This window comes from Cellulomonas wangleii (assembly GCF_018388445.1).
GTDB lineage: Bacteria > Actinomycetota > Actinomycetes > Actinomycetales > Cellulomonadaceae > Cellulomonas > Cellulomonas wangleii.
In genome coordinates, this window is the sequence record NZ_CP074405.1 from 127,060 (window position 1) to 140,456 (window position 13,397).

13 protein-coding genes are annotated in these 13,397 nt (G+C 74.0%); 8 read left to right on the top strand and 5 right to left on the bottom strand.

The window, feature by feature from the left end; translation table 11 throughout:
- The first annotated feature begins 99 nt into the window (after positions 1-99).
- From KG103_RS00555 to KG103_RS00565, 3 genes are all read left to right on the top strand, one after another.
- Positions 100-783: an LmeA family phospholipid-binding protein gene (locus KG103_RS00555; protein WP_207340149.1), complete on the top strand. Its 684-nt coding sequence runs from the start codon at positions 100-102 to the stop codon at positions 781-783.
- Positions 780-1,511, top strand: a complete 732-nt coding sequence (locus KG103_RS00560; protein ID WP_207340150.1) for a M50 family metallopeptidase — start codon at positions 780-782, stop codon at positions 1,509-1,511. The genes KG103_RS00555 and KG103_RS00560 overlap by 4 nt, the downstream gene beginning before the upstream one ends.
- Positions 1,512-1,618: 107 nt before the next feature.
- A complete protein-coding gene (locus KG103_RS00565) occupies positions 1,619-2,479 on the top strand; it encodes an IclR family transcriptional regulator (protein WP_207340151.1) in 861 nt (286 codons plus the stop codon).
- Between the two features lie 81 nt (positions 2,480-2,560).
- Here the strand turns inward: KG103_RS00565 and KG103_RS00570 are convergent, their stop codons facing one another.
- Positions 2,561-3,283, bottom strand: coding sequence for an HNH endonuclease family protein (locus tag KG103_RS00570; protein WP_307860914.1), 723 nt, complete (start codon positions 3,281-3,283; stop codon positions 2,561-2,563).
- Positions 3,284-3,414: 131 nt separating this feature from the next.
- Positions 3,415-3,918 carry a hypothetical protein gene (locus tag KG103_RS00575; RefSeq protein ID WP_207340153.1) on the bottom strand — a complete coding sequence of 168 codons (504 nt, stop codon included), beginning with the start codon at positions 3,916-3,918 and terminating at the stop codon, positions 3,415-3,417.
- Positions 3,919-4,067: 149 nt separating this feature from the next.
- Between KG103_RS00575 and KG103_RS00580 the strand changes: the two genes are divergently transcribed.
- From KG103_RS00580 to KG103_RS00595, 4 genes are all read left to right on the top strand, one after another.
- Positions 4,068-5,609: an amino acid permease gene (locus KG103_RS00580; protein ID WP_207340154.1), complete on the top strand. Its 1,542-nt coding sequence runs from the start codon at positions 4,068-4,070 to the stop codon at positions 5,607-5,609.
- A gap of 134 nt (positions 5,610-5,743) precedes the next feature.
- Positions 5,744-6,211, top strand: a complete 468-nt coding sequence (locus KG103_RS00585; RefSeq protein ID WP_207340155.1) for an NfeD family protein — start codon at positions 5,744-5,746, stop codon at positions 6,209-6,211.
- 84 nt (positions 6,212-6,295) lie between these two features.
- Positions 6,296-7,765: an SPFH domain-containing protein gene (locus tag KG103_RS00590; protein WP_207340156.1), complete on the top strand. Its 1,470-nt coding sequence runs from the start codon at positions 6,296-6,298 to the stop codon at positions 7,763-7,765.
- 119 nt (positions 7,766-7,884) lie between these two features.
- On the top strand, positions 7,885-8,337 hold the full coding sequence (locus tag KG103_RS00595) for a nitroreductase family deazaflavin-dependent oxidoreductase (protein WP_207340157.1): 453 nt from the start codon (positions 7,885-7,887) through the stop codon (positions 8,335-8,337).
- 55 nt (positions 8,338-8,392) lie between these two features.
- On the opposite strand, the gene KG103_RS00600 is transcribed toward KG103_RS00595, so the two are convergent.
- From KG103_RS00600 to KG103_RS00610, 3 genes are read right to left on the bottom strand one after another with little or no spacing between them, the layout of a single operon-like run.
- Positions 8,393-9,259, bottom strand: coding sequence for a metal ABC transporter permease (locus KG103_RS00600; protein WP_207340158.1), 867 nt, complete (start codon positions 9,257-9,259; stop codon positions 8,393-8,395).
- Positions 9,259-9,990: a metal ABC transporter ATP-binding protein gene (locus tag KG103_RS00605; RefSeq protein ID WP_207340159.1), complete on the bottom strand. Its 732-nt coding sequence runs from the start codon at positions 9,988-9,990 to the stop codon at positions 9,259-9,261. The genes KG103_RS00600 and KG103_RS00605 overlap by 1 nt, the downstream gene beginning before the upstream one ends.
- The gene (locus KG103_RS00610; protein ID WP_207340160.1) at positions 9,987-10,913 is read right to left on the bottom strand and encodes a metal ABC transporter substrate-binding protein; all 927 of its coding nucleotides are present in this window, start codon (positions 10,911-10,913) and stop codon (positions 9,987-9,989) included. Before KG103_RS00610 ends, KG103_RS00605 begins: the two co-directional genes overlap by 4 nt.
- Positions 10,914-10,993: 80 nt before the next feature.
- Here KG103_RS00610 and KG103_RS00615 point away from each other — a divergent pair, with 80 nt between their 5' ends.
- Positions 10,994-13,387, top strand: a complete 2,394-nt coding sequence (locus KG103_RS00615; RefSeq protein WP_207340161.1) for a glycoside hydrolase family 31 protein — start codon at positions 10,994-10,996, stop codon at positions 13,385-13,387.
- Positions 13,388-13,397: the final 10 nt, after the last annotated feature.

The following is a 13,397-nucleotide window of genomic DNA, read 5'->3' on the forward strand; positions in this document are numbered from 1 at the left end:
GTGTGCCGGGCGCCCGGGGTGCGCCCGTGGCTCTGCACGCGCGACGCTCCCGCGCCCCCTACGGTGTGCCGGGGATCGGCGTCGACGGACGGGGAGCGCATGGGAGCCAAGGCCGCGGTCGCGGGGTTCGTCGCGATCGGACTCGTCGTCGGTGGCGCCTACCTGGCCGACGGCCTGGCGCGCGACGAGGCCGAGGGCCGGGTCGCGGACGTCATCACGCGCGAGCTGCAGGTCGAGGGGACGCCGGAGATCCGGATCGGCGGCTTCCCCTTCCTCACCCAGCTGCTGGGACGCTCGCTCGACGACGTGACCGCGACGGCCGGTGCCGTGACGCTCGACGGGCTGCGCGTCACCGACGTGACGGTCGACGCGACGGACGTCTCCCTCGAGACGCCGTACCGCGTGGGCGACGTGCGCATCGACGCGACCGTCCCCACCGCGTCGATCGAGCAGGCGGTGCGGGACGAGGCGGACCTCGCCGTCACGGTCGACGGGTCCACGCTGCGCGCGTCCGGCGAGGTCCTCGGCCTGACGCTGACCGCCGGGCTCGTGCCGCGCGTCGAGGGCGGCCGGCTGCTGGTCGACGTGCAGGACCTGACGCTCGGGGCGGGCACCCTGCGGCTCGACCAGCTGCCCGGCAACCTCGCGGAACGACTCGTCGGGATCGAGGTGCCGCTCGACGGGCTGCCCCCGGGCATCGTGCTGCAGGCCGCCGAGGTCGTGCCCGACGGGGTGCGGGTGAGGGCCACCGGCGTCGACGTGGTGCTGGAGGACGCGCGGTGAGCGGCCTGGCCGACCTGTGGACCCAGGTCACGACGCCCCAGCCGGCGCCCGACCGGCTCACCGTCGCCGTGGTCGCGCTCGTCGTCCTCGTCGCGCTCACCGTGCCGGGCGTGTGGCACCTGCTGCGCCACGGCCTGACGATCGTGCACGAGGCGGCCCACGCCGCGGTCGCGGTGCTGGTCGGGCGGCGCCTGTCGGGCATCCGTGTGCACTCCGACACGTCCGGCCTCACCGTCTCGCGCGGGCGCCCCCGCGGCCCCGGGATGGTGGCCACGGTCGCCGCGGGCTACCCGGGGCCCGCCGTGCTGGGACTGGCGGCCGCGTGGCTGCTGTCCCGGGGGTACGCGCTGGCGGTGCTGTGGCTGCTGCTGGTGGTGGTGGTGCTCGTGCTGCTGCAGATCCGCAACTGGTACGGGCTGTGGGCGGTGCTGGTCAGCGGGGCCGTCCTCGTCGTCGTGACCGTGTGGGCACCGGCGCAGGTGCAGACCGTGGTCGCGGCGGGCCTCACGTGGTTCCTCCTGCTCGGCGCACCGCGCGCGGTCCTGGAGATGCAGTCGCAGCGGCGGCGCGTGCGACGCGGCGGCGGTCGTGACCAGTCCGACGCGGGACTGCTCGCGGGTCTCACGCACCTGCCCGCGGCGGCCTGGGTCGGGTTGCTGCTGGTGCTCTGCGTCGCGCTCCTCGGCATCGGCGGTGCGTGGCTGCTCGCGGCCTGGCCGACGCCCTGACCTGCGCGCCCGTTGTGGGACGGTGTGACCACGTGTGCGCCGAATGCGCTCCGCGGACGCGTCGGACGGAGCGCAGGACGACTGTTCAGATCTGCGATAGTGAAGCGGTGAGCACAACAGCAGACGTCGCTTCCCGGCCGGGACGTAACGAGTCGTTGTCGCTGCGACGGGCGCTCGCACTGCTCGAGGTGTGCGCCCAGGAGACCGACCCTGCCGGCCTGACCGCAGCCGAGATCGGCCGACGCCTCGGCGTCCACAAGTCCACCGTGCTGCGGCTCGCGGCACCGCTGCTGGAGTCCGAGCTGCTGCGCCGCGACCCCACCAGCGGACGGTTCCGCCTGGGTCCCGGCGCGCTGCGGCTGGGCCACGCCTACCTGTCGAGCCTCGACGTGGAGACCGTCGCCGCCGGTGCGCTCGACGACCTGGCCCGCACCAGCGGCTGCCTGGCCGTCCTGACCGTGCCGGACGGCGTCCACGTCCGGCTGGCTGCCCACCGCTCCGGCCCCGGCAGCGCCGGACGGTTCCCCGGTCGCATCCCGGCCACCGTGCCGATGCACTGCTCCGCGACCGGCAAGGCGATCCTGTCGGTCGCCGGGGCCGCCACCGTCGAGCGTGTGGTCGCCGCCGGCCTGCCGCCCGCGACGGGCCGCACCATCACCGACCCGGGCGAGCTGCGGGCCGAGCTGGTGCGCACCCGCCGGCGCGGGTTCGCCGTCGACGACCGTGAGCTCGACGCGGACCTGCGTGCCGTCGCGGCGCCCGTCCTGGACCACACGGGGGGCGTCGTCGGGGCGTTGGCGCTGGTCGCGCCCGCCGCGCGGATGCCCGCGGCCGCCGTGCAGGAGCACGCCCGCGCCGTCGTCCTGGCCGCCCGCGCCGTGACCCGGCGGCTGGGCGGCGCCGTCATCGGACCGCGTGAGGCGTCGCCCGCACCCGCGGAGGCCCACCAGGTGCGTCGCGGCGCCTGACGTCACGGCCGCAACCCGCGGCGAGCGGGTCAGCCGCCGCCGTTCGCGGGCCGGTTGCCGCGTCGCCGGTGCGCGCGTCCGTCAGTCCACGACGACGCACCGGTCGATCGCCCGGGTCAGCGCGGTGTGCTCCGCCGCGGTCACCCACAGGCCGTACGCCGCCTTCACCACGGTCTGCCGCAGCGCGTACGCGCACCGGTAGCCGCTGCTGGGCGGCAGCCACGTCGCCGCGTCCCCGGCGCCCTTGCGCTGGTTGGCGGTCCCGTCGACCGCGAGCAGGTTGGCCGGGTCGTTGGCGAACGCGGTGCGCTTCTCCTCGGTCCACCCCTGGGCGCCCTTCTGCCAGGCGTCGGCCAGCGCGACCACGTGGTCGATCTGCACCTCGGACGACCGCTCACCGCGCTCGAACGGGATCGTCGTGCCGGTGTACGGGTCCAGCAGGGTGCCGCGCAGGACGACGCAGTCGTGCGTCCCGGGCTTCACCTCCACGTCGACGAGGTCGCGCCGCAGGATGTCGTTGCGCGTGTCGCAACCGTTGCGGTCGACGTCCTCCCAGCGCTGCCCGAAGGCCTCGCGGCTGTACCCGGTGCGCGGTGCACGACCCTTGACGGCCAGCTGCTCCAGGGCTGTGCGACCGGCGGCCAGGTCGTCGGCGGTGACCGGGTACTGCGCCGCTGCCCGGGCGTCGAGGACCACCGGAGCGCCGAGACCACCGGCCAGCCCGACCAGCAGGACGAGCACCCACGGCCAGGCGCGACGGGCGGACGAGCGGGCGGGGACCACGGACCGGGGACGACGGGGCACGGGGGGAGCATGCCGCACCGCGGTGACAGTCCCGCACTCCCTGGTGCCGGCGTGCGGTGGGCGCGTCCGCGGGCGGCCGGGGTCGGCTCGGTGGAGGCCGGGGTCGGCCGGGCGGGGGTCGGGTCGCCGGCTCAGGCCACCGGTCCGGGGCTGCCGGGCTCGTCGGCGTCGTCCGGCACGTCGGCCGGCAGCGCCTCGTGCCCCGGGCGGCCGTGGGTGCGCCCGTGCTCCTTGAGCCGGGCCTCGTACACGTGGCGGCGTCCAGCGGTCAGCTCGTCGCGCACGTGCCGCTCGGCGTCGGCGAACGCGCGGTGGTACCCCTCGTCGAACTCCTCGACCACCTGGAACGTCCACCGGCCGGGCAGCACGTTGCGGCCCACCACGTCCGCACGGACCCGGTCGGCGAGCTCCCCGTGCCCGGCCGCCTCCAGGTCGTCGAGCGCCTGCTGGAGCTCGGCGTCCGCGCGGCCGATCAGGCGGTGGAAGGCGTACAGCGTGCCCCGGGCGTGCTCGACGACCTCGAAGGCGGCCGTCACCGCACCGACGGCTGCCACGGTCGCGTCGTCGGTGCCGGGCGGCGGCAGGTGGTGGTCGTCGGGGCCGTCGTCCGCGACCGGTCGCGTCGTGTCGTCCATGCGCCCACCCTGCCGAGGACGCCGGCGGTCCGCATGCGGGGCGTGCGACCGGACGCACCGGACCGCGTCCCGGGACGAACGTCCGGTGGCCGCCGTCCCGGGGGGGCGTCATGCTCTCGGGTGACGTCCAGGCACCCGAAGGAGGGACGATGACGACACCGAGCCCGGCGGACCGTGCCCGCGAGTACCGCGGCGTCCTGCGGCGCAGGTCCGTGGAAGACTCGATGGCCCAGCTCGACGACCCGGATCGTCGGCTGCACCGCACCCTCAACGCGTGGGACCTCGCCGTCCTCGGCGTCTCGGTGGCCGTGGGCGCCGGCATCTTCTCGGTGGGTGCGACCGCGGCGGCGAACTACGCCGGCCCGTCGGTCATCCTGTCGTTCGTCATCGCCTCGGTCGTCTGCGGCCTGGCGATCATGTGCTACGCCGAGTTCGCCTCGACGATGCCGGTCGCCGGGTCCGCGTACACGTACTCGTACACGACGATGGGCGAGCTCGTCGCCTGGATCATCGGCTGGGACCTGATCCTCGAGATGCTCCTGGCGTCCGCGGTCATCGCCAAGTTCTGGGGCGTGTACCTGTCCGACGCGTTCGGGCTGTTCGGCATCGACGTGCCCGCCACGGTGGAGGTGCTGGGCGCCGACGTCGCGTGGGGCCCGATGCTCATCGTCGCCGTGTTCACGGTGCTGCTGGCCATCGGTACGCGCCTGAGCACCCGCGTGAACAGCGTGTTCACGATCATCAAGGTCGGCATCACGCTCTTCGTCATCGTCGCCGGGTTCTTCTACGTCAAGGCGGAGAACTGGACGCCGTTCGTCCCGCCGTCGCAGCCGGCCGAGTCCGGCACCAGCGCGCTGCACCAGCCGCTGACGGGCTTCCTGCTGGGCATGGAGCCCTCCATGTACGGCGTCATGGGCGTCCTGTCCGGCGCGGCGCTGGTCTTCTTCGCGTTCATCGGGTTCGACGTCGTGGCGACCACCGCCGAGGAGACCAAGAACCCGCAGCGCGCCGTGCCCCGCGGCATCCTCGGCGGGCTCGCGCTCGTCACCGTCCTCTACATCCTGGTGACCGTGGTCGTCACCGGCATGGTCAGCTACACCGAGCTGGCCGAGTCCGGCTCCCCGTCCCTCACCACGGCGTTCGTGCTCGTGGGGGCCGACTGGGCGGGCCGGGTGATCTCGGTCGGCATCCTCGTGGGCCTGACGAGCGTGCTCATGGTGCTGCTGCTCGGCCTCACGCGCGTCATCTTCGCGATGAGCCGCGACGGGCTGCTGCCCCGTCCCCTGTCGCGCACCTCCTCGCGGTTCGGCACCCCGACGTGGCTGCAGGTCGGTGCGGGCGTGGTCGTGGCGCTCATCGCGGGGCTGTCGGAGGTCGAGCTGCTCGAGGAGATGATCAACATCGGGACGCTCTCGGCGTTCGTGCTGGTCAGCTTCGGCATCCCGCTGCTGCGCCGGTCGCGCCCCGACCTGACGCGCGGGTTCAAGGTGCCGTTCTCGCCGGTGCTGCCGATCATCTCGGGCCTCGCGTGCATCTGGCTGATGCTCAACCTCACGACGCTGACGTGGCTCCGGTTCCTCGTGTGGGTGCTCGTGGGCCTGGTCGTCTACTTCGGGTTCTCGTACCGGCACTCGCTGCTGGGCAGGGGGACGCCGGTGCCGGTGACGGCTGCGGACGAGCCGCTGCTGTAGCGGCCGGGCCGCGGTGACGGGCGTCCGGGTCGGTTCACCCGGACGCCCGTCCGCAGGAGTCTGCGGACCCACCCCGGTGGTGTGCGCCCTGGGGCATACTTGCGCGCACAACCCACCCGAAGGGACCCCTCTCCGTGACCGTCTTCCTCGTCATCGGGGGCATCGGCCTCGTCGTCCTGCTCGCGTCGCTGGTCTTCGGCGACATCTTCGAGTCGTTCGACATCGGTGAGGGCGGGTTCTCCGGCATCGCCGCCGGCGTGGGCGCCGTCGTGTTCGGCGCCAGCGGGGTCATCGCACTGTCGTCGGACCTGCCGCTCGTCTGGGCGTACGTGATCGGCGTGGGCTTCGCCGTCGTCGCCTTCGCCGCTGCCCAGGGCCTGGTCAAGCGGCTCTCGGAGACCGAGGACGCGCCGCCGCCGCCGCTGGACGGCGCGTTCGGCACGACGACGTCGACCACCGGCCCGTCGGGCGGCGAGGTCCGGCTCGAGGGCGTCCGCGACCTGGAGGCCCGGCTCGCCTGGGCCGACGAGGAGATCGCCGCGGGCACACGCGTCGTCGTGGTCGCGGTGTCCGGGTCCCGCGTGCACGTGCGTCCCGTGTGACGTCCTCGACCACCTGAGCCGCACCGCGGCCCCGGGCACCATCCGCAGTACCCACAGGAAGGAGCCCGGCCCGGCCGGGACACCATGCTCGAGCTCGCGCAGGGAAGCATCACCGTCATCGCGGTCGGCGCGCTGATCATCGCGTTCGTCGCGGTGATCGCGCTCATCACCAAGCGCATCCGCCGGGTGCCGCCCAACGAGGCGCTCATCATCGTCGGTCGCGGGGCGGGGCGCGGTGCGGCTGCCGACACCGGCCAGCGCGTGGTCGTCGGCGGGCGGGTCTTCGTCTGGCCGGTGCTGCAGCAGGGCTTCCCGATCTCGCTCGAGCAGCGTCAGATCGGCATCACCGTCGAGGGCGTCGACAAGAACCGCATCAAGCTCGCCATCAAGGCGTCCATCAACTTCAAGGTCCGCGGCGACGAGGAGGGCGTGCGGCGTGCCGCACAGCGCTTCCTGTCCCAGCAGGCGACGCTCACCGACGTCATCCGGGAGTCCCTCGAGGGGTCGCTGCGCGCCATCATCGGCGACATGACGATCGAGCAGATCATCTCCGACCGCAAGTCGCTCCAGGACGCGGTCGTCGCCTCGACGAAGACGGACCTGGCCGAGCAGGGTCTGCAGGTCGACCTGCTCAACATCTCCGACATCTCGACGCCCGGCTCGGACTACCTGTCCAACCTGGGGCGCGCCGAGGCCGCCCGCGCCCGGCAGGTCGCCGAGGTCAAGGAGGCCGAGGCCCAGCAGGTCTCCGAGTTCGCCAAGATCCGGGCGATGGAGCAGATCGCCGAGCGTCAGCGCGACCTCGCGCTCAAGCAGGCCGCGATCAAGGCGGAGACCGACAAGGCGAACGCCGAGGCCAACGCCGCCGGCCAGCTCGCCCGGGCCGAGCAGGACAAGCTCGTCGCCCTGCAGGAGCGCGACGCCCTCGCCGAGAAGGCGAAGGTGACCGAGGAGCAGCTCGACATCGACGTCCGCAAGCCGGCCGAGGCGTCCGCGTACGCCGCGGTCCAGCAGGCCAACGCCGAGCGTGACGCCGCCAACGCGGCCGCCGAGGCCGACGCGTACCGCCGCATGAAGGTCGCCGAGGCCAACAAGATCGCGACGGTCCAGGACGCCGAGGCCGCCGCCGAGGCCACCATCCGCGCCGGTAACGCCGAGCGCGACCGGCAGCTCGCCGAGGCCAAGGCGCTCGAGGCGCTGGGTCTGGCGCGCGCCGCCGCCGCCCGTGCGGAGGGTCTGGCGCAGGCCGAGGCCACGCACGCGCAGGCCGAGGCGCTGCGCGAGCAGGGCGAGGCGGTCCTGGCCCAGCAGGTCATCGCGCTGCTGCCCGAGATCGTCCGCGCCGCCGCCGAGCCGATCGGCTCGATCGACCAGCTCACCGTGGTGTCGACCGACGGCGCGTCGGCCATGACGCGGACGGTCGGGCAGGTGCTGGGCGAGGGCCAGGAGGTCATCAAGTCCCTGACCGGCCTCGACCTCAACACGCTCGTCGCCGGCATCGCCGGCCGCGCCGTGGGCACCAACGGCGCACCCGCGGGCAGCAACCGCAGCTGACCGGCCCGGGCTGGATCGCCCCTCGTCATGAGAGGGCGATCCAGCCCGGTCGCCGAGAAGAGCTCCTCCGGCAGCGACCCGCACGGAATCCCCGGCGGGCGCGCCGGGTTGTGCCAGGCATGCCCCTCACCGGTGAGTACGCCCCCAGCACGTCGGACCGCGCCCGCGAGCAGGTGGAGCTGTACGAGAGCTCCGGCGGGACGCGCGGCACGACGCTCGACGGGCAGCCCGTCGTCGTCCTGTGGACCCTCGGCGCGACGAGCGGGAAGATCCGCAAGACCCCGCTGATGCGCGTCGAGCACGGCGGCGAGTACGCGGTCGTCGCGTCGCTCGGCGGTGCGCCGACGCACCCCGTCTGGTACCGCAACATCGTCGCCCACCCGCAGGTCGAGCTGCAGGACGGGCCCGTGCGCAGGGACTACGTCGCCCGCGAGGTGACGGGTGCGGAGCGGGACGCCTGGTGGGCGCGGGCGGTCGAGGTGTGGCCGGACTACGAGGCGTACACCCGGCGCACGGACCGGCTGATCCCCGTGCTCGTGCTCACCCCCGTCGACCGGCGCGACCAGGGCTGACCACGGCAGGAACGGGCGTCGCGCGCACCGGCGCGGACCGGGCCGCAGCGTCCTGTCACGGCGTGGGCGTGCGGAGCCGGCGGCGGGTCAGGCGGGTGGTGACCACACCACGCTGCGGGCCGAACAGGTGCACGAGCGCGAAGACGACGCCCTGCGTGAGCACGATCGTCGCGCCCGACGCCGTGTCGGCGTAGTAGCTGACGTAGAGGCCCACGACCCCGCAGGCCGCGGACAGCGACGGCGCGATCAGCAGCATGCGGGAGAACCGGTCCGTCAGCAGGTACGCCGTGGCGCCGGGGACGATGAGCATGGCCACGACGAGCACCACCCCGACGGCCTGCAGGGCGACGACCGCGGTGAGCGCCAACAGCCCCAGCAGCAGCGCGCCCAGACGCCGCGGGCTGATGCCGATGGCGTGCGCGTGCATCGGGTCGAACGCGTACAGCGTGAGGTCCCGGCGCCTGACCAGCAGCACGGTGAGGACCACGGCCCCCAGCCCGCCGATCTGCACCAGGTCGGTGCCGGACACCCCGAGCAGGTTGCCGAACACGATGTGGTTGAGGTCCGTCTGGCTGGGCGTCACCGACACCAGCACCAGTCCGAGGGCGAACAGCGACGTGAACACGATGCCGATCGCGGCGTCCTCCTTGACGCGGCTGGTGTCCCGGACGAACCCGATGAGCACGACCGCCAGCACGCCGAACACCACGGCCCCGAGCGCGAACGGCGCCCCCACCACGTACGCGAGGACCACGCCGGGCAGCACGGCGTGCGACACCGCGTCACCCATGAGGGACCACCCGATGAGCACCAGCCAGCACGACAGCACGGCGCACACGACCGACGCGACGACGATCGTGACCAGGGCGCGCACCATGAAGTCGTAGGTGAGGGGCTCGAGCAGCAGGTCCAGCGGGCTCATCAGGGCACCTCACGGACGTCGGAGCCGAACGCGAGCGCCAGGTTCTCGGGCCGCAGGACGTCCTGCGGCGTGCCGTGCACCAGGACGTGGCCGTGCAGCAGCGCGGCCTCGTCGGCCAGGGCGGGCAGCGCGTGCAGGTCGTGCGTCGAGACGAGCACGGCGGCCCCGGCGGCGGCCAGCTCGCGCAGCAGCCGGGTGATCGTGGCCTCGGAGCGCTTGTCGACCCCCGCGAACGGCTCGTCCAGCAGCAGCACGGTCGCGCCCTGCGCGAGCCCGCGCGCGACGAACGCCCGCTTGCGCTGCCCACCCGACAGGCGCCCGATCTGCCGGTCCGCGAGGTCGGTCAGCTCGACCCGGGCCAGGGCCTCGTCGACGGCGGCGTGGTCGGCGCGGCCGGGGCGGCGCGTCAGGCCGAGGTGCCCGTAGCGGCCCGTCATGACGACGTCCCGCACCGACAGCGGGAACGTCCAGTCCACGTCCTCGCTCTGCGGCACGTAGCCCACGGCACCGCGTCGGCGGGCGGCCGCGGGGTCCGTGCCGTCGACCAGCACCGTGCCCGCGTCCGGGCGGACGACCCCCATGACGCACTTGAAGAGCGTGGACTTGCCGGAGCCGTTGACGCCGACCAGCCCGCAGACGCGGCCGTGGTCGAGGGTCAGGCTCGCCCCGTCCAGGGCCCGCACGGTGCCGTAGCTGACGTGCAGGTCGCGGACCTCCAGGGCGTGCGTCACGAGGTGCGCCCGGTGAGGCCGTCGACGATGACGCGCACGTCGTGGCGCAGCAGGTCGAGGTACGTCGGGACCGGACCGTCGGGCTCGGACAACGAGTCGACGTAGAGCGTGCCGCCCAGCACCGCGCCGGTGGCCTCGGCGATGCGGCGCATGGGGGCGTCGGAGACGGTCGACTCGCAGAAGACGGCCGGCACCTCGTCCGCGCGGACCGTGTCGACGACGGCCGCGACCTGCCGCGGCGTGGCCTGCTGCTCGGCGTTGACGGGCCAGATGTAGTGCTCCGTGAGCCCGGCGTCCCGCGCCAGGTAGGAGAAGGCGCCCTCGCAGGTCACCAGCGCGCGGTGCTGCTCGGGCAGGGCTCCCAGCGCGGTGACCAGCTCGTCGTGGACCTGCTGCAGCTCGGTGCTGTAGGCGTCGGCGTTGGCGCGGTAGTCGTCGGCGTGCGCGGGGTCGAGGTCGGCGAAGGCGTCGGCGATGTTCCGCACGTACACCTGGGCCTGCAGCGGGCTCATCCACGCGTGCGGGTTGGGCCGGCCGGCGTAGGCGTCGCCCGTGACGTCGATGACGTCCACCCCGTCGGAGACCACCACGTGCGGGGCGTCCAGGCCGTCGACGAACTGCTCGAACCACCGTTCCAGTCCGAGGCCGTTGTCGAGGACGAGGTCGGCGCGACGGGCGCGGGCGATGTCGCCGGGGGTGGGGTCGTAGCCGTGGACCTCGGCACCCACGCGGGTGATCGACTCGACCTGCAGGTGCTCGCCGGCGACGTTCGCGGCGATGTCGGCCAGGACGGTGAACGTGGTCAGGACGACCGGGCGGCCGTCGTCCGCGGGGCGTGCGGTGCAGCCCGCGAGCAGCGCGAGGACCGTGAGCACGGCTCCCGCGCACCACGACCGGCGGTGCTGCGGGGAGGGGTGTCGCATGCTGCCGAACCTAGTTTCGGCCGACCGAACTCGCAAGATCCCCCGGACGTAACTTCGTGCGCTGACCAAGGATGGACGCCATGACGCTGCCCACCCTGCCCACCCGCCCGGTGGCCGACCCCGCCGCCGTGGTCCAGGGGGACACCTACCGGATCACCGTCCTGACCGACGGTCTGCTGCGCCTGGAGCACTCCCCGGACGGTGTCTTCGAGGACCGACCGTCCACGTTCGCGCTGCACCGCCGCCAGCCCGTCCCCGAGTTCCGCGTGGTCGACCGCGGCACCCACCTCGAGGTCGTCACGCGGCGCCTGCGCCTGACGTACGACAAGGGGCCGTTCACCACCAGCGGGCTGTCGGTCGCGGTGCTGGGCGCCGTCACCACCTGGCACTCGGTGTGGCGCTACGGGCAGGACGACGACGGTCGCAACCTCGGCGGCACGGCCCGCACGCTCGACGAGGCGGACGGGGCCGTGCCCCTGGAGCCGGGCGTCGCCGGCCGCTACGGGTACGCCGTGATCGACGACTCCCGCTCCCTGCTGCTCACCGAGGACGGCTGGGTGGCGCCGCGCGACGACCGCCGCACCGACCTGTACGTCTTCGCGTACGGGCACGACCACGCCGAGGCGGTGCGCGCGCTCTACGCGGTGTCCGGCCCGCAGCCCGTGCTGCCGCGCTGGGCGCTGGGCAACTGGTGGAGCCGCTACCACCGCTACACCGCCGAGGAGTACGTGGCCCTGCTCGACCGGTTCCGGGCCGCGGGTGTCCCCTTCTCGGTGGCGGTCCTCGACATGGACTGGCACGTCACGGACGTGGACCCGGCGATCGGCAGCGGCTGGACCGGCTACACCTGGGACCGTGAGCTGTTCGGCGACCCGGCGGCCTTCCTCGCCGAGGTCCACGCCCGCGGTCTGCGCGTCACCCTCAACGTGCACCCGGCGGACGGCGTCGGCCCGCACGAGGAGGCGTACGGCGCGATGTGCCAGGCCCTCGGCCTGGACCCGTCGACCCGTGACCCGATCGCGTTCGACGTCACCGACGAGGCCTTCCTCACCGCCTACCTCGACGTCCTGCACCGCGGCCTGGAGGACGAGGGCGTCGACTTCTGGTGGATCGACTGGCAGCAGGGGCCGCACTCGCGCGTCGCCGGCATCGACCCGCTGTGGATGCTCAACCACTTCCACTTCCTCGACAACGCGCGCGACGGGCGCCGCCCGCTGACGTTCTCGCGGTACGCCGGGCCCGGGTCGCACCGGTACCCCGTCGGGTTCTCCGGGGACGCGGTGGTGTCGTGGGCGTCGCTCGCGGCCCAGCCGCACTTCACGGCCACCGCCGCGAACATCGGGTACGGCTGGTGGAGCCACGACATCGGCGGGCACATGTTCGGCGCCAAGGACGACGAGCTCGCGACGCGCTGGGTGCAGCTCGGCACGTTCTCGCCCGTCCTGCGGCTGCACTCGTCGAACAACCCGTTCCTCACCAAGGAGCCGTGGGCGTTCGGCCCGGAGCACGCCGCGGTCCAGACGGACTTCCTGCGGCTGCGCCACCGCCTGGTGCCGTACCTGCACACCATGAACCACCGGGCGGCGCGCGAGGGCGTGCCGCTGGTGACGCCGATGTACCACCGCTGGTCGCGGCACCGCGAGGCGTACGGCGTGCCCGGGCAGTTCCTCTTCGGGTCGCAGCTGCTGGTGGCGCCCGTGACGTCGCCGCGGGACCGTGGGTCGGCCACGGCAGCGGTGCGTGCGTGGCTCCCGGACGGTGCGTGGGTCGACGTGCTGACCGGCCTCGTCTACGACGGCGGCCGCGAGCTCGTGCTGCACCGCGACCTGGCCGCCGTGCCGGTGCTCGCGGCGGCCGGCGCGATCGTCCCGCTCGACGCGGCGGACGTGCCGGACGACGACCCGGTCGAGCCGTGCGCGCTGGAGGTCCTCGTCGTCGTCGGCGCGGACGGGGCGTTCACGCTCGTCGAGGACGACGGCACGGGCGACGGCCTGGACTCCTCCCGCGTCGCGCGCACGCCGCTGACGTGGGACCAGGCGCGCGGTGCGCTGACCGTGGGACCGGTCGAGGGGGCCGCCGGCGTCGTGCCCGCGACGCGCACGTGGACCGCGACGTTCGTGTCCGTCGCCGACGACGTCACGCCGGTGGCGACCGTCGAGGGCGCACCGGCCGAGCCCGTCGTCGCCCGTGCCGCCGACGGCCGGCTGCGGGTGACGGTGGCCGACGTGCCCGTCGGGGCCACGCTGCGCGTCGGGCTCGGCGAGGCGCCGGCGCTGCGGCCGAACGACGTCGCGGGGCGGCTGCACCGGCTGCTGGACGTCGCGCAGGTGGGCTACGAGCTCAAGAGCCGCGTGCTCGACGTGCTGACGTCCGACCGTCCGCTGCACGTGCGGCTGTCGCACCTGGCCGCGCTCGACGTGCCGCCGGCGCTGCGCGGGGCGCTGGAGGAGGTCGTGCTAGCGCGCGTGCCCTGAGGGTGCGAAC

Excerpts from the sequence above, each read along its gene's own strand:
- KG103_RS00555 (WP_207340149.1), top strand. The coding sequence starts at position 100 with ATGGGAGCCAAGGCCGCGGTCGCGGGGTTCGTCGCGATCGGACTCGTC.
- KG103_RS00575 (WP_207340153.1), bottom strand. The coding sequence starts at position 3,918 with ATGGACGACACGACGCGACCGGTCGCGGACGACGGCCCCGACGACCAC.
- KG103_RS00580 (WP_207340154.1), top strand. The coding sequence starts at position 4,068 with ATGACGACACCGAGCCCGGCGGACCGTGCCCGCGAGTACCGCGGCGTC.
- KG103_RS00590 (WP_207340156.1), top strand. The coding sequence starts at position 6,296 with ATGCTCGAGCTCGCGCAGGGAAGCATCACCGTCATCGCGGTCGGCGCG.
- KG103_RS00595 (WP_207340157.1), top strand. The coding sequence starts at position 7,885 with ATGCCCCTCACCGGTGAGTACGCCCCCAGCACGTCGGACCGCGCCCGC.
- KG103_RS00600 (WP_207340158.1), bottom strand. The coding sequence starts at position 9,259 with ATGAGCCCGCTGGACCTGCTGCTCGAGCCCCTCACCTACGACTTCATG.
- KG103_RS00610 (WP_207340160.1), bottom strand. The coding sequence starts at position 10,913 with ATGCGACACCCCTCCCCGCAGCACCGCCGGTCGTGGTGCGCGGGAGCC.
- KG103_RS00615 (WP_207340161.1), top strand. The coding sequence starts at position 10,994 with ATGACGCTGCCCACCCTGCCCACCCGCCCGGTGGCCGACCCCGCCGCC.